At 46.6% G+C, this 13,618-nt stretch carries 18 protein-coding genes; 9 read left to right on the forward strand and 9 right to left on the reverse strand.

The window, feature by feature from the left end; genetic code table 11:
• Nucleotides 1-72: 72 nt before the first annotated feature.
• Nucleotides 73-1,431, forward strand: a complete 1,359-nt coding sequence (gene mgtE / locus ACFO4U_RS09825; protein ID WP_196431359.1) for a magnesium transporter — start codon at nucleotides 73-75, stop codon at nucleotides 1,429-1,431.
• 53 nt (nucleotides 1,432-1,484) lie between these two features.
• Here the strand turns inward: mgtE and ACFO4U_RS09830 are convergent, their stop codons facing one another.
• Nucleotides 1,485-2,114 (reverse strand): hypothetical protein, encoded by a 630-nt coding sequence (locus ACFO4U_RS09830; RefSeq protein ID WP_215243592.1) that lies wholly within the window; start codon nucleotides 2,112-2,114, stop codon nucleotides 1,485-1,487.
• 182 nt (nucleotides 2,115-2,296) lie between these two features.
• Between ACFO4U_RS09830 and ACFO4U_RS09835 the strand changes: the two genes are divergently transcribed.
• Nucleotides 2,297-4,075, forward strand: a complete 1,779-nt coding sequence (locus tag ACFO4U_RS09835) for a solute:sodium symporter family transporter (RefSeq protein WP_215243591.1) — start codon at nucleotides 2,297-2,299, stop codon at nucleotides 4,073-4,075.
• Between the two features lie 20 nt (nucleotides 4,076-4,095).
• Here ACFO4U_RS09835 and ACFO4U_RS09840 read toward each other — a convergent pair whose 3' ends face one another.
• A complete protein-coding gene (locus tag ACFO4U_RS09840; protein ID WP_215243590.1) occupies nucleotides 4,096-5,049 on the reverse strand; it encodes a GGDEF domain-containing protein in 954 nt (317 codons plus the stop codon).
• A 118-nt stretch (nucleotides 5,050-5,167) separates the two neighbouring features.
• Between ACFO4U_RS09840 and ACFO4U_RS09845 the strand changes: the two genes are divergently transcribed.
• The 4 genes from ACFO4U_RS09845 to ACFO4U_RS09860 all read left to right on the forward strand — a co-directional run bounded on the left by ACFO4U_RS09845 (nucleotide 5,168) and on the right by ACFO4U_RS09860 (nucleotide 7,581).
• Nucleotides 5,168-6,184 (forward strand): serine hydrolase domain-containing protein, encoded by a 1,017-nt coding sequence (locus ACFO4U_RS09845; protein ID WP_196431363.1) that lies wholly within the window; start codon nucleotides 5,168-5,170, stop codon nucleotides 6,182-6,184.
• On the forward strand, nucleotides 6,181-6,570 hold the full coding sequence (locus tag ACFO4U_RS09850) for a GNAT family N-acetyltransferase (RefSeq protein WP_074035497.1): 390 nt from the start codon (nucleotides 6,181-6,183) through the stop codon (nucleotides 6,568-6,570). The genes ACFO4U_RS09845 and ACFO4U_RS09850 overlap by 4 nt, the downstream gene beginning before the upstream one ends.
• Nucleotides 6,571-6,581: 11 nt before the next feature.
• On the forward strand, nucleotides 6,582-7,289 hold the full coding sequence (locus ACFO4U_RS09855; RefSeq protein ID WP_214690380.1) for an SDR family NAD(P)-dependent oxidoreductase: 708 nt from the start codon (nucleotides 6,582-6,584) through the stop codon (nucleotides 7,287-7,289).
• 82 nt (nucleotides 7,290-7,371) lie between these two features.
• Nucleotides 7,372-7,581, forward strand: a complete 210-nt coding sequence (locus ACFO4U_RS09860; RefSeq protein WP_012727529.1) for a hypothetical protein — start codon at nucleotides 7,372-7,374, stop codon at nucleotides 7,579-7,581.
• 18 nt (nucleotides 7,582-7,599) lie between these two features.
• Here the strand turns inward: ACFO4U_RS09860 and ACFO4U_RS09865 are convergent, their stop codons facing one another.
• A complete protein-coding gene (locus ACFO4U_RS09865) occupies nucleotides 7,600-8,022 on the reverse strand; it encodes a hypothetical protein (protein ID WP_012727530.1) in 423 nt (140 codons plus the stop codon).
• A gap of 143 nt (nucleotides 8,023-8,165) precedes the next feature.
• Between ACFO4U_RS09865 and ACFO4U_RS09870 the strand changes: the two genes are divergently transcribed.
• The gene (locus ACFO4U_RS09870) at nucleotides 8,166-9,158 is read left to right on the forward strand and encodes an MDR family oxidoreductase (protein WP_159563073.1); all 993 of its coding nucleotides are present in this window, start codon (nucleotides 8,166-8,168) and stop codon (nucleotides 9,156-9,158) included.
• A 67-nt stretch (nucleotides 9,159-9,225) separates the two neighbouring features.
• On the opposite strand, the gene ACFO4U_RS09875 is transcribed toward ACFO4U_RS09870, so the two are convergent.
• The 4 genes from ACFO4U_RS09875 to ACFO4U_RS09890 form a co-directional block, all read right to left on the reverse strand.
• Complete coding sequence (locus ACFO4U_RS09875) at nucleotides 9,226-9,570, reverse strand: YflT domain-containing protein (protein WP_012727532.1); 345 nt, start codon at nucleotides 9,568-9,570, stop codon at nucleotides 9,226-9,228.
• Between the two features lie 96 nt (nucleotides 9,571-9,666).
• Complete coding sequence (locus ACFO4U_RS09880; protein WP_196431365.1) at nucleotides 9,667-11,124, reverse strand: UDP-N-acetylmuramoyl-L-alanyl-D-glutamate--2,6-diaminopimelate ligase; 1,458 nt, start codon at nucleotides 11,122-11,124, stop codon at nucleotides 9,667-9,669.
• 151 nt (nucleotides 11,125-11,275) lie between these two features.
• Complete coding sequence (locus tag ACFO4U_RS09885; RefSeq protein WP_159563075.1) at nucleotides 11,276-11,476, reverse strand: helix-hairpin-helix domain-containing protein; 201 nt, start codon at nucleotides 11,474-11,476, stop codon at nucleotides 11,276-11,278.
• Nucleotides 11,473-11,706, reverse strand: a complete 234-nt coding sequence (locus ACFO4U_RS09890; protein ID WP_012727535.1) for a WYL domain-containing protein — start codon at nucleotides 11,704-11,706, stop codon at nucleotides 11,473-11,475. Before ACFO4U_RS09890 ends, ACFO4U_RS09885 begins: the two co-directional genes overlap by 4 nt.
• Before the next feature lie 121 nt (nucleotides 11,707-11,827).
• On the opposite strand from ACFO4U_RS09890, the gene ACFO4U_RS09895 reads away from it, so the two are divergent.
• Nucleotides 11,828-12,043, forward strand: coding sequence for a hypothetical protein (locus tag ACFO4U_RS09895; RefSeq protein WP_012727536.1), 216 nt, complete (start codon nucleotides 11,828-11,830; stop codon nucleotides 12,041-12,043).
• Nucleotides 12,044-12,198: 155 nt separating this feature from the next.
• Nucleotides 12,199-12,504, forward strand: a complete 306-nt coding sequence (locus tag ACFO4U_RS09900) for an RNA polymerase sigma factor (RefSeq protein ID WP_074035485.1) — start codon at nucleotides 12,199-12,201, stop codon at nucleotides 12,502-12,504.
• Here the strand turns inward: ACFO4U_RS09900 and ACFO4U_RS09905 are convergent.
• Nucleotides 12,450-13,250 (reverse strand): HAD family hydrolase, encoded by an 801-nt coding sequence (locus ACFO4U_RS09905; RefSeq protein WP_215243589.1) that lies wholly within the window; start codon nucleotides 13,248-13,250, stop codon nucleotides 12,450-12,452. The genes ACFO4U_RS09900 and ACFO4U_RS09905 overlap by 55 nt on opposite strands.
• An 85-nt stretch (nucleotides 13,251-13,335) precedes the next feature.
• Nucleotides 13,336-13,521, reverse strand: a complete 186-nt coding sequence (locus tag ACFO4U_RS09910; protein ID WP_148209475.1) for a hypothetical protein — start codon at nucleotides 13,519-13,521, stop codon at nucleotides 13,336-13,338.
• Between the last annotated feature and the right edge of the window lie 97 nt (nucleotides 13,522-13,618).

Below are 13,618 nucleotides of genomic sequence, written 5' to 3' on the forward strand. Positions count from 1 at the left end.
TAAAAAATGTAGAAAACTTTTTTTATTCACCGTAAATGAAATTGAAAATGTGAGAGATCAGGATGTGAGCATATGAAAATTGAAGAAACGGAATACAACGAACATGAAGCAGCGCTTCGTACATTGATTCAAAAGGGAGACCCGGTCGATTTTCAAGACCTTTTTCTCTCTCTCCACCCGGGTGAACAGGCGGATCATTTTATCGAACTGACTCAACATGAGCGGTCGTTCGTGTATCGAACCATCTCCCCTGAGGTATTCACCGATCTATTTGAAAAACTGACGTTAGAAGAGCAATGTACATTCATCCAAGAAACACCCCAACCGTATGCCGTCCGAATCTTGAATGAAATGTATTCGGACAACGCGGCCGACTTGATGCGGGAACTACCCGATGCGTTCATGGACACGCTATTTGAGCAGATGGATGATATCGAGGAACAAGAAGTCAAAGACTTGATGCAATATCCGGAGGAAACGGCTGGATCGCTCATGACGACCGAGTTCGTCGTCCTTCAAGCTGATAAGACGGTCGGACTGACCCTTGAAGAGTTGCGTGAACTCGGACCAGATGCCGAAACGATTTATTACCTATATGTGGTCGACCAAGCGCACCAACTGGTTGGTGTTGTCTCCTTACGTGATTTGATTGTCGCACCGCTCGAGGCGAAAATTGAAGACATCATGGGGTTCCGCGTCATTTCGGCAAACGTCATGACCGACCAGGAAGACTTGGCCAGGATTGTCCAGAAGTACGATTTGTTGGCCCTTCCCGTTATCGATGATCAGCAAAAGCTACTTGGCATCATCACGGTCGATGATGTATTAGACGTCATCGAGCGCGAAACGACAGAAGACTTTGAAGAACTCTCCGCGACGAAAGGTTCGTCTGATATCAACATGAGTCCGCTTGAAGCAGCGAAAAAACGTGCCCCTTGGATTGTCAGCCTCATGTTTCTCGGCATGATTACAGCTTCGACGATTGGCGGTTTCGAAGACACCCTTGAGACGATTGTGCTACTCGCCGTCTTCATGCCACTTGTCATGGGCTCTGCCGGGAACGCAGCCACGCAATCACTCGTCGTCGCTGTGCGCTCAATTGCACTCGGGACCATCAATCGAAAGAACGTTATGAAGATGATTCGACGCGAACTCGGAACCGGCATCATCTTAGGGATTGCGTGTATGATTGTCATTTTTGGCGTCATCACGCTGCTATACGACAATATGCTGATCGGCTTCATTGTCGGGGTTTCTATCTTCGCCGCACTCAGTGTCGCCACGATGATTGGAACGATTGTCCCGCTTCTCATCAATCGCCTGAAGTTAGACCCCGCTGTTGCCTCTGGACCGTTTATCACGACGCTGATGGACAACCTCGGTCTCATCATCTACTTCACGGTCGCGACGTCCATGCTCCAGTTTTTATGACATTTGAAAAAAATCCGATTATAAAAGCGGTGCTGATGTTGTCAGCGCCGCTTTTACTCGTCATGTTGTTGAGACTCCTCAAACAAACGCACTTCATTTTCATTAAAAGCCCTGATTTCCTCATCCGTCATCACTTCGTTTCTTTCTTCCACATAAGGATTGTCTTTCAATGATGTCTCTAGCTTGCTCAAGTCAGCACTGAGCCCGCTTTCTTGATAAAGGTTAGGTTTTCCTACCGAAGTCAGTGTCCCCGTCCGATTCACTCTGAAATGTCCCAGTTGTAGACCGACAATCCGATATGCATTCTCCATCACGGGTCCTTCATATCTTTGTAAATACAGCAAAACGGTCTCGTCTCGTTTGACGAGCGGGTCTTCTTCCATATCATTTTGTAAAAGGGTGATCGTATCGGCTGACTTCAGTTGACCACTCACGTCTCGATAGACACGCTGCACTTGAATGTGTGATTCAAAGAATGTGACCGATTGATGTGTAAACGGTTTGGGAGCACTGCTCACTTTGCCGACGATGACAATCGGCGAGCTTGTAGCTAAATCGTCTATATGTCGGAAGCTTTCGGTCACAGCCAAATCACTCGTGTTTTCTTCTTTCAGCATTTCGCTAAACATGATATAACCTGCTATCACTACAACAGATAACATTCCAATCATCCACTTCTTCACGAGGTCCCTCCCATCGGTCCATCCATCCTCATCGATTTTCTACTCTCGTACGACAAGTACGCAATCGTCCCCACGTTCATGGTTTCTGTATGATTCGATCAAAACAATAGGACTACCTTCTTATAATTTAGGGTATTTCCTAAAAATACATATAAAACATAAGTAAGGAATGAGGGGATTTCATGACATTTCAACAAGTACTCTACATACTCGTGACCGGCGCCCTGTTCATGGCGCTCGTCGCTTACGTCTCGTATCGCATGACGAGAGGAAAAGTCGAAAGCGCCGACGATTACTTCTTGGCTGGTCGCGGTTTAACGGGTGTCTTCATCGCGGGATCGCTCCTGTTGACCAACTTGTCAGCGGAACAATTGATTGGCTTAAATGGCCAATCGTTCGCCGGGAACATGTCAGCGATGGCATGGGAAGTGACGGCCGGTATCGCTGCCATCATCATGGCGCTCTTTTTGTTGCCACGTTTTCTTGGCATCGGAATTTCGACCATTCCTGAATTTTTAAGTCAACGCTATGACGAGGACGTTCGTAGATTGACTGTCTTGTTATTTCTACTCGGCTATATGTGCGTGACGATTCCATCGATGCTGTACTCGGGTGGATTAGCCGTCCTGCAACTGTTCGATGTGCCGGCCCTTCTCGGCATCAGCTTTGAGCAGTCCCTTTGGCTCGTCGTTTGGTTCATTGGGATTATCGGGGCGATTTATGCCATCTTCGGAGGTCTTCGTGCCGTTGCCGTATCGGACACGTTGAACGGGATCGGACTCATCATCATTGGATTCCTCGTTCCGACACTAGGCTTTCTCGCACTAGGGGACGGGAATTTATTGGACGGGATGAAGACGATTGCGACGACGAATCCCGAAAAGTTGAACGCCATCGGTTCCGCTAACGACTCGGTCCCGTTTCTCTCCATTTTCACCGGAATGATTTTTGCGAACTTGTTCTATTGGGCACTGAATCAATACGTGATTCAACGGGCCCTCGGTGCAAAAAACTTAGCGGAAGGACAAAAAGGCGTTCTCTTTACCGGCTACTTGAAATTACTCGTTCCAATCTTCATGTTGTTACCTGGCGTCATCGCGTTTCACTTGTACGGGTCGAACGTCGAGAAGGCAGACCTCGCTTATCCGAGTTTGATTGCCGAGCTGTTACCGATGTGGCTCATGGGCTTTTTCCTCGCCGTCTTGCTCGGTGCCGTATTCAGCTCGTTCAACTCGCTCTTGAATAGTATCGCGACGCTCTTCGTACTCGACATTTACAAACCGAAGTTTAAACCGGATGCTTCTGACCAAGATTTGATTCGCGTCAGCAAATGGTTCGGGACGTTCGTTGCACTCGTCTCGTTCTTTGTCGCCCCGAATCTTATGTATGCGCCAGATGGCTTGTGGGACTTGATTCGTCGCTTCACCGGTTTCTTCAACATCCCGATTCTCGTCATCGTTTTAATCGGGATGCTTGTTAAACGTGTGCCGCCAATCGCCGCGAAGACCGTCGTCTTTTTCCACGTCATCGCTTACTATTTCCTCGTATGGGGGACGAAACAATGGTTCGGCGTCGAAATCGGCATCAACTTTATCCATATTTACGGAATCCTCTTCGTCATCGAGACGGGGATCATGCTCGTATTTGCGCGTGTGCGACCAATGCTTCAAGCGAATCCGATCCGAATCGAACTAGGGAGAGTCAAACCATGGCGTCATGCCCTTTCGACATCCATTTTGCTCGTCGCTTCGATGATTTTCGTTTACCTTGTCTTCTCGCCAATCGGACTCGCTTATGCGAACGGCATCGTTTCCGGATGGTTTGCTCCACTGACAGTGGGACTTATCGTCATAACGTCCGGGCTCATCTGGGCATCTTACCGCTATGGTATTTCTCGTTATGAACGCTATCTAAACAATTTGGGTGAAGAGCCGTCCGATGTAGAAGAACAAAGCAGCTAAACCAATAGACCTCCTTGAACTTACACGTCAAGGAGGTCTACTTTTTGTTGTCGCTTCCGTTCATACATGGCATCGTCCGCACGTTGCAAAAGCGCCTCAATCGTTTCTGGACAAGATGCCCACGCCAACCCGATGGCGACAGAAATCGATTCTTTTTGACAAGCCGCTTCGATTTGACGAACCATTCGTTCACATGCATCGCGGGGCATCATCTCTAGAAACAAGACGAACTCATCTCCCCCTAAACGATACACGGATGATTCAATTCCCTGAAGAATCTTCCCGACCCGTTTCAACAAATCGTCACCAGCAGAATGCCCTTCCATGTCGTTCACGACTTTCAAATCGTTCACATCCAGCACGATGATTCCGACGTTACACGCATTTTCTGCTTGAGCAATCGTGTCTTCAAACGCCCGACGATTGAAGACACCGGTCAAGCTATCGTGGCGACTTTCATACATGAGACGTTCACGCTCGGTCATGGCTGCTTCGATGTTCCGAATCACACCTTGAACTGCTACGATTTCACCATTCTCATAGATTGGCGTCGTATATTCCTCGAACCATACGTAAGCGCCGTCATTCGTGCGCCATCGTTGAAGAATCGCTTCTTCATAATTGACGCGTCCCGCCACTTTATCGAGTAATAGTCGCCGATCGTCCGGGTGGATTCTCCGAAAACACTCTTGTGCATCTGAATAACTTTGCATCACCGTCCCGTCTCCGAGATATAAATCTAAAGAAGGACTGATGTATCGGAAACGCCACGTCGGTTTCGTTTCAAAAATGTAAATGACATCTTTCGTTTGATTCCCGAAATGCATAAACGAAAGAGACTGTGAATGTGGCTGTGGACGTTTATATAGCCACAAGGCAATTAAAAATCCAACGAGTATCCCCCAGAAGAATAACGTCATTGAATCCACTTCCTCTCTGTTCGCCCATATCGTACCACGTTCGAGGTCAGACACCTGTCTCAATTCCTGTTATTTGGTAAATGTTTTTTTGAAAATTGAGTAAATTTTAGAGAGATTGTGATGGACATGATATAGTCGACTTATTGAATCACTCAATACATGGAGGTTTCTCATGCCACATTTCACACATCCATCGATTGACGAGACATTTTCGGGTGTCTATTTGCTCACCAATCGAAATGGATCAATCCACCAGTCTTACGGCTATGCGAATCGCTCAGAACAGATTCAACATGACGTGATGACACGGTTCGGAATTGCGTCCGGTTGCAAGCTGTTTACAGCAATCGCGATTTGCCAGTTAGTCGAGCAAGGGAAACTATCCTTTTCCACCTCGCTTGACTCATTTCAAACATTTGCCTTAACTCATCTGTCACCAAACGTCACCGTACATCAGTTGTTGACGCACACATCAGGAATCCCTGACTATTTTGATGAATCCGTCTCTGATGACTTTGAAGCGCTATGGCGTGATATCCCGATGTATCGGCTTCAACAGTTACGTGATTTTTTACCGTTGTTTCAACAAAAATCTATGAAAGACGAACCGGGTTCTCGATTCTCCTACAATAATGCAGGATATATTCTGTTAGGGTTGATTGTAGAAGATGTGACCGGGCAATCTTTCACCGACTATGTCGAACAATCGATTTTTCATCCTGCTGGTATGATTGATTCTGGATACTTTTCACTCGATGCCTTGCCTTCTAGAACAGCACTCGGTTATATTGACCACTCGGACGGCACATGGCGTACAAACCAATATGCGATTCCAATCAAAGGAGGAGCAGATGGTGGCGCGTATGTGACCGCTCAAGACATGACTAAATTTTGGAAATCGCTGTTTTCACATCAGCTTCTTGATACCGCTTCTACGTCGCTTCTTTTGACACCACACGTGACGGTTAATGACCGCGGCGGGAGTTATGGATACGGACTTTGGATTCAACATCACGCATCGGGAGATGTCTATAAATATCACGTGATGGGCTATGACCCTGGTGTCAGTTTCCATTCTGGTTACTATCCAGAAATCGATACCATCTCGGTCATTTGTTCAAATCAATCAGATGGGGCGTTCGACGTCATGAAACAGATTGAAATGCAGATTGGAGAACGGATTGAATGAACATTCGTACTTATATGGAATCAGACTTTGACTCGATTCAACAACTTAATCGCGATGAAGGTTGGAGCCAATTGGTAGAACGTGACGCGTTGACCCGTGAGGCATGGCGTCAATCAAACGTCACCTATGTGATGGAGTCTGAAAATGGAAAGATTGTCGCTTATTTGCGCGGATTGACTGATACGACAGTCAGTTTGTATGTTTGTGAACTGTTGGTCGCTTCTACATATCGTAGACGTGGTCTTGGCGAACAGTTACTCCAACACGTCCATACACTTTATCCAGACACACGGCTTGAGATGCTCGCAAGTCAAAATTCCCACACATATTACGAGAAATTACGGTTTCGTCCGTTCTACGGTTTTCGGAAAACGATTCACGAATAGGAGGAATGTATATGAAACTTGCTCTCATCACAGGCGCATCGCGTGGTCTCGGCCGTTCCATCGCTCAGGAACTACAAGCTAGAGATTACGAGGTGGTCGGGCTCTCTCGCTCACAGGCGGAAGACGTTACGTATCAGCAACGATCAGTCGACCTATCAAACGTCTCGGGGATTGATGCAGTCATTCGGGAGATCACACCGTTTCTAGAGCGGGCTGATTCGGTTTTGCTCGTTCAAAATGCAGCATGGATTGAACCGATTCATCGTGTCGGACAATTAGATGGTGAGAAAGTGACCGCTCATGTCCACGCCAACCTGCTTGCGCCGATGCTATTGGCGAATGCGGTCCTCGCTTTCGGTAAGCCGACCGATTTGATTCATGTGACCTCTGGCGCGGCCAAACGTCCGATCTCAGGTTGGAGCGCATATTGTGGCACGAAAGCAGGACTCGATCATTTCACGGAGACGCTTGCACTAGAGCTAGAAGGAACCTCACATCGTGCAGCTCTATTCAATCCAGGTGTGATGGATACGTCGATGCAGGCGGAGATTCGTTCTTCCTCGAAAGAGGCGTTCGCTGACCTTGAACAATTCCGTGCATACGAAACAGAAGGACGACTCCGTTCTCCTGAAACGGTCGCTCGTATATTTGCTGAACAGTTGATTGACCGTCCTCTAGAAAATGGCAAGACCTATTCGATTTACGACTTAATCAAATAATTTACCAGGTCAAAAAAATAAACACCCTTCTCTCGTCAAACCGTCTACACTACATGCATAGATACGTGAAAGGGTGAATTTTATGAAAACCATTGCTGGAGGATTACTGCTATTTGGACTGTTTAGCCTCACAATGTCGTTCACAATGATTGGTGATACCGCTGTCGTCGGGGCGATGGTGAGTGGTGTTTCAATTTTATGTAGTGTCGGATTATTATTTGGGGCGACTGAACTCAGCCGAATCCGTCACGACCTGCTCCACGACAAAAAAACGTCTTTCCCATCTGAATGAGGGAAAGACGTTTTTGATTCAATCTTCTTCGTATTCCTCTAATAAATCATCAACATCATATTCTTCGAAGTCGTCTTCATCGATAAAGATATCGCGATCGTTCACGACGTGAATCGGACCATTGGCCACATCGATTCGAATCGTCCACGCCCAAGGAATGCGTAATCGGTTATAAACACCTGTCCAGAACTCCATTGACTCTTGCTCATACTGTTCAAATTCTGTCAGAAGTTCTTTGAACGACACGCCTGTTAACTGGAAGTTTGAATCTTGGAGCCGTTGGAGCGCATGATGCTTCGCTTCTAATTCGGCCGCTCGAACCATTTCCTCAGCTGTCGCCATCTCCAGGATCGTCCCGTCTGGTGGGAGAATATCGTATACGTTGAACAATTCGCCTTCTTCTACTTCTACATCGTCAAACTCATAGTCATCGTGCCGCATACTACATTCCTCCTTACGCAATTTGAATCCCCTTTATTGTACCACTCTCTACCCGTTTCCCCCTAAAGATTCGTGCATATATTTCATTTTGCCAGGGAAAGACTGTTAGAGTGAGGACATCTATAGGAAAAGAGGTTAAGCAGATGAATGAATCATTCCAAGCACTCGTGCTAGACCAACACGAGGAACGCCTTCATGCCGAAGTAAAAGAAGTGAACGCCGACGTCCTTCCGAAAGAAGAGGATGGAAACGTCTTAGTCGAAGTCCACTATTCCGCATTGAATTATAAAGACGCGCTCGGATTGACGACTTCAGGAAAAATCGTCAATCGCTATCCGTTCATTCCGGGATGCGAATTCGTTGGAACTGTCGTCGAATCAGACCACCTCGACATCAAAGTTGGCGATGAGGTGATTGCCACTGGTTTCGGGATTGGGGAACGGCATTTCGGTGGATTTAGCCAGTATGCGCAAGTACCGGGGAAATGGCTCGTGAAGTTACCTAAAGGAATGAGCATGCGAGATGCAATCGCCATCGGAACACCAGGACTCACCGCCATGCTTTCCATTGATGCACTCGAACACGCTGGTGTGCGTCCAGGCGAAGAAGTGCTCGTCACAGGAGCGACAGGTGGTGTCGGAAGCTTCGCGATTACGTTGCTTCGTCGCCTCGGCTACCATGTCGTCGCCTCTACTGGTAAAACAGATTCACCATACTTACGCTCACTCGGTGTCGAGACGATCATCGATCGAAGCGAATTAGAAGGACCTGCCCGTCCCCTTGCCAAGCAACGCTTCGATGCCGCTATCGATTCGGTCGGTGGAAATACACTCGCCAACATCTTGAGCCAGATACGATATGAAGGTGCTGTCGCCGCATGCGGTCTCGTCGGAGGCGCCGAGTTGCCGACGAGCGTTTATCCGTTTATTTTACGCGGCGTGAAGCTCATCGGCATCGATTCGGTCATGCAACCCATGGTTCGTCGTACGAACGCATGGGAACGCCTCGAAGAACTCATCGATCCGAAAGTTCTCAACGAGATGATCCATGAGATTCCGTTACACGACGTCCCTCGTCACGCCGAGGCGATGATGCGTGGCGAATTGAGCGGTCGTACCGTCGTCCGCCTTCGCTAAGCACATGAAAAGAGGCTGAATCACTCACGATTCAGCCTCTTTCCTCTCTATTCTCCATGGTGTGAAATCAGATGGTGAATCCGGCAGGTGCGTCTTTCACGACAACGAGTACCTTCCCTTGATCTAACTTTTCTTCGAGACGCTCTGATTCTTCTTTTGTGAAGCCGAGCTCCTGAAAATCGGCTCGCAGTTCATCTCCTTTTTTGCGGAACACGTTTTTGGCAGCTGTCCCCAAACCGACGTCACTTGCTGAGACGGTGTTCGCATCGGCATTGTCCGCGACACGCTTACTTCGATCATCGTCATGTGTGATGACGTAGATGTTAGATTCATCAATCCCATTTGTTTTCATCGATTGAACGGCGGTAACGACTTCTTCATCATTTGTAAATTCTTTGTACAAAACTGACATGTCTATTCTCCTCCTTCAATTCTACTACATTATTAGTTATTACCTTCCTTCCTGTTCTTCACACATTAAAAAACGATGACAAACGTCATCGTTTTGTTAAACGGCAGGTTCCTGCCCTTTTCGCTTTTTCAATTCTTCTAATAAAATGTTCGATTCATTGAATGGAATCGACTGGCGACCAATCCGTTCGATGTGGTCATGTCCTTTCCCGACGACCACGACACGCTTTCCTTCTAACGCTTGCGTGGCCGCATGGCGCAGGGCTTCTTCCCTTGCTTCAAACGTCACATACTTCACATCCGGTTGGATTCCTTTTACTAAGTCACGAATGATTTGTTTCGGGTCTTCCATGCGGATATCATGTACCGTGACAATCACCTCGTTTGAATAGCGGCTTGCGATTCGTCCCATATCTTGACGTTTCGTGGGATCTCGGTCTCCTGCCGCACTTAACACGACGACAAGTGCACGGTCGTCTTGTTGCAATGTAGACAAACATTTCTCTAGCCCGTCTGGTGTATGAGCATAGTCGATATATATCTCGGCATCCTCTGTAGCTAAACGTTCTAACCGCCCTTTTGGCAAGGTGAGTCCTGGAACATTTGAAACGATGGTCCGTAGCGCCATATCCGAAGTCGACACAAGTCCAATGGCCGCCGCTAAGTTCGCTGCGTTGAACGCCCCCATGAATCGGACGGGCACTTCGAGCTTGAACTCCTTCATACTGACGAGTACCGTTTCTTCACGCCAAATCACTTGGATGTCCGCCTCGATGTCCTCTTTTGTACTATACATAATGGCTTGACGTGTCGGCGCAAACTCAGCCATGACATGACTAGCCGGATCTTCCGCATTTAACACAATCGCCTCACCATTCGTCACTTCCACCTGTTCAAACAATCGCGCTTTGGCCCGGGCATACTCATCCATCGAACGATGATAGTCTAAATGATCATGCGTCAAATTCGTAAACGCAGCAGCATGAAAGTGTATTCCCGCTACGCGACCTTCCATTAAGGCATGCGATGATACCTCGAGTACGCAATCCGTGACGCCTGCATCGACCATCTCTGCTAATATGCGATGTAAGACGACGGCTTCTGGTGTCGTATTGGCTGTCTCAACCGTTTGATTATGAAAACGCGCGCCAATCGTACTAACGATTCCGGCACGACGTCCTGAAAGACGCAACAAATCATAAGTCAATGTCGCCGTCGTAGTTTTTCCATTCGTTCCTGTCACACCGTATATACGCATCCGATGAGAGGGATGATCATAAAATACACTCGCAACCTCTCCTGCCGTCTGTTTCGTATCGGCAACAACCACATTCGGAACATCGAGATCGAGTGGATATTCTGAGATGACCGCACTCGCACCGTTGGCGACGGCGTCCTCCGCGAACTTATGACCGTCAACCGTATAACCGCGAATGCAAATAAAGACATTCCCTGAACTGACCTTCCTGGAATCGGTTTCGACTCCGGTCACCCATGGATCAAAAATGTCATCCATCTCATTTTGTAAAATGGCGGATAAACGTTTCGTTCTCATGCTGTGTACGTCCTTTCTCATGGGTGTCGCTAGGTTCATAAAACCTTATCGTCATGTTACTAGATTTTAACGGCAATTGAGATGACAAATATATTACTTCCCGTTTTCAAAGAAAAGCAATCACTTCACAAAAAAAACCTAGACGTTTCACTCACGTACTAGGTTCCTCCATTTTGAATGCTAAATTGTGCTTTAGTAGCTCCGCCTCAAGGACAAAAAGGGCATTCGGTCCGATTCCGTGCCAACTCGCAACCTCACGGCGTGTATAGGGACACAATTCATGCAAAGACTCGATTCCTTTAGCAACTAGTGCCCTTTTAGCTGGCGCTGCTAACGTTGGTAAGGCAATCATCCAATCTCCGCCTTTCGCTTTCTAAATCGTTCGTTGATGGGAAGACAGGCAAGAACTTGCTCGATTCGAAACGTTCGTCTCGCTTGTTTATTCAAATCCCATGCCACCACGTACTCTCCTTGCACTTTAATCAGTTTGACCCGCCGCTCTGAAAATGTCCCATGTCGATCGACATACACCATTTCTGTGACTTGTCCCGAACGCATCCATCGTAACAATTCTTCTCTCATCCTGTTTTCCCTCCTTTATTTTCATTATACAGAACATTTGTTCCTATTTCTATTGATAAGCTGTTCGCTGATTCAAATTTCGATTATGATGAAGGAAATCAAATGAGAGAGGAAAAAACCGATGACTTATGTATTATTACTGATCTTGGCTGCCTTTTTATTCGGGGCAATGATTTTCGCTGCGCTCGCGTTACCAAACCTTCGCAACATTTTATTCAATCGTGGCAGTTTGTTCAATCAACAGAGTGAAACCGTCACTTGTCCGAAGTGTAAAACATCATTCAAACGCGCGCCGGGAGACGCACAAACTTGTCCGAATTGTTATCACACTTTTTGAATCGTTGAGGGGCATGCATATTCGACCGCAATTCTTCATATTCCTTGGTTTAAATGGGAGCAAATGAGTGAAAGAACAGAGAGGATGCTTTATCTGAGTAAAGTTCCTGATTCTTTTATCGTTGAAACCTTCATTCCATACGAAAGGAGTTGCATATGCTTCCTACACTCGATGAACGCCTGGTCGATCAAATTCGTCTTAAAAATCGCCAAGCCTTAGAACATTTATACTCACGCTATGAAAAACTACTTTATCGATATGCGCTTCATCTGAATGACCATCCTGCAACTGCAGAGGCGGCCTTGACCGATTTATTTTGTCGGATTTGGCAACAACGTCTTCACTTCAATCCACATTCCGAAACGATTCGTGCGACCCTCATCCGTTCATTAGAGGAGATCATGCACTATATGAAAGAGGACAAATCAGATTCCAATACTTCTAAAATCCCTTCTGCATAAGGTTTTGTTGTCATCTCCGGATACATCTGTTTTGCCTGTTCGGTCGCATTGCTCACTAAATAGCCTTTTCCTACATGCGCTAACATCCCAAGGTCATTCCCACTGTCGCCGAACGCATATGTTTCTTTGCGTAAGAAGGAAACAGTGGTGCATACATATCGAACACTGGATTCTTTTCCGGCATGGATTGGATAAAAATCAATATCCCATGCATCCATCGGATCACCCGCTTGCGGATTGCATTGGCTGATGTTGACAGCAATACCTTCTTTATCAGCTAGCATGCGAAGCGTTTCGCTCCAAGACCCGATTTGGTCACGGATGTAATAGCTACGGATCCAAGGACTCGTCCCAAAACCCGGTTGCGCTTCTAGTTCAATCCGCATCTGTTCAATCTGTGACGCAACACGTTCCACACGAGATATAAAATCACTCGGGAATAACGCTTGATAGGATTCTTCTAAAGAAAACGTTCCGTCTACGTCAATATGATACAATTCCGTACCCAAACTTGAAGCGATACGGTGAGGCCAAAAGCGAAGGTTTGCCTGTTCAACTTTTTCACGTAGCGATTTGAGTGAACTACCTGTCACCCACATCGTTGACAATCGATGGGAATATTGTTCCAAAAAATCTTCGAGCCGACGAACGGATGCCAATTGTTCCGGTGTACATGCATGAGGAAAGTAGGTCTCATCAAAATCAAAACATATGAGGATGTGTCCCTCATTCGTAAATCGCTTCATGATATCGTCTCCTTATCGTTTTCTCTTCCTCCTATAGTACAATGAAACAAAGGAGGCATCTTATGATTTCACGAATCTCTCGAGCTTATTGCCAAATGAGTAGCTTGATTACCGGATTTTTTATTGTATTTGCTTTTCTTTTTGGCATTCGCACATACTTCTTATGGACGACGATGAGCTCTCCCTTAACTGCGATTGGCTTGATGCTGATGACGGCGATTGGACTAAGCTTCATCACGTACCAGCTTTCAGAGAAATTAAGATTATTCATCTATTCGAAGCTTCCGGATCAAGCAGTGACATGTTCAATAAATAGTCACACAAAATAGGCATCCATTTTTCGATTTTATACGTTAGATCAATACAAG

The sequence above is a fragment of the Exiguobacterium profundum genome (assembly GCF_042652865.1).
Lineage (GTDB): Bacteria > Bacillota > Bacilli > Exiguobacteriales > Exiguobacteriaceae > Exiguobacterium > Exiguobacterium profundum.

What these genes read in the sequence shown, in the direction of transcription:
- mgtE (WP_196431359.1), top strand. Translation starts at nt 73, where the DNA reads ATGAAAATTGAAGAAACGGAATACAACGAACATGAAGCAGCGCTTCGT.
- ACFO4U_RS09900 (WP_074035485.1), top strand. Translation starts at nt 12,199, where the DNA reads ATGCTTCCTACACTCGATGAACGCCTGGTCGATCAAATTCGTCTTAAA.
- ACFO4U_RS09850 (WP_074035497.1), top strand. Translation starts at nt 6,181, where the DNA reads ATGAACATTCGTACTTATATGGAATCAGACTTTGACTCGATTCAACAA.
- ACFO4U_RS09875 (WP_012727532.1), bottom strand. Translation starts at nt 9,570, where the DNA reads ATGTCAGTTTTGTACAAAGAATTTACAAATGATGAAGAAGTCGTTACC.
- ACFO4U_RS09845 (WP_196431363.1), top strand. Translation starts at nt 5,168, where the DNA reads ATGCCACATTTCACACATCCATCGATTGACGAGACATTTTCGGGTGTC.
- ACFO4U_RS09905 (WP_215243589.1), bottom strand. Translation starts at nt 13,250, where the DNA reads ATGAAGCGATTTACGAATGAGGGACACATCCTCATATGTTTTGATTTT.
- ACFO4U_RS09870 (WP_159563073.1), top strand. Translation starts at nt 8,166, where the DNA reads ATGAATGAATCATTCCAAGCACTCGTGCTAGACCAACACGAGGAACGC.
- ACFO4U_RS09910 (WP_148209475.1), bottom strand. Translation starts at nt 13,521, where the DNA reads ATGAATAATCTTAATTTCTCTGAAAGCTGGTACGTGATGAAGCTTAGT.
- ACFO4U_RS09895 (WP_012727536.1), top strand. Translation starts at nt 11,828, where the DNA reads ATGACTTATGTATTATTACTGATCTTGGCTGCCTTTTTATTCGGGGCA.
- ACFO4U_RS09855 (WP_214690380.1), top strand. Translation starts at nt 6,582, where the DNA reads ATGAAACTTGCTCTCATCACAGGCGCATCGCGTGGTCTCGGCCGTTCC.
- ACFO4U_RS09880 (WP_196431365.1), bottom strand. Translation starts at nt 11,124, where the DNA reads ATGAGAACGAAACGTTTATCCGCCATTTTACAAAATGAGATGGATGAC.
- ACFO4U_RS09885 (WP_159563075.1), bottom strand. Translation starts at nt 11,476, where the DNA reads ATGATTGCCTTACCAACGTTAGCAGCGCCAGCTAAAAGGGCACTAGTT.
- ACFO4U_RS09860 (WP_012727529.1), top strand. Translation starts at nt 7,372, where the DNA reads ATGAAAACCATTGCTGGAGGATTACTGCTATTTGGACTGTTTAGCCTC.
- ACFO4U_RS09835 (WP_215243591.1), top strand. Translation starts at nt 2,297, where the DNA reads ATGACATTTCAACAAGTACTCTACATACTCGTGACCGGCGCCCTGTTC.
- ACFO4U_RS09890 (WP_012727535.1), bottom strand. Translation starts at nt 11,706, where the DNA reads ATGAGAGAAGAATTGTTACGATGGATGCGTTCGGGACAAGTCACAGAA.
- ACFO4U_RS09865 (WP_012727530.1), bottom strand. Translation starts at nt 8,022, where the DNA reads ATGCGGCACGATGACTATGAGTTTGACGATGTAGAAGTAGAAGAAGGC.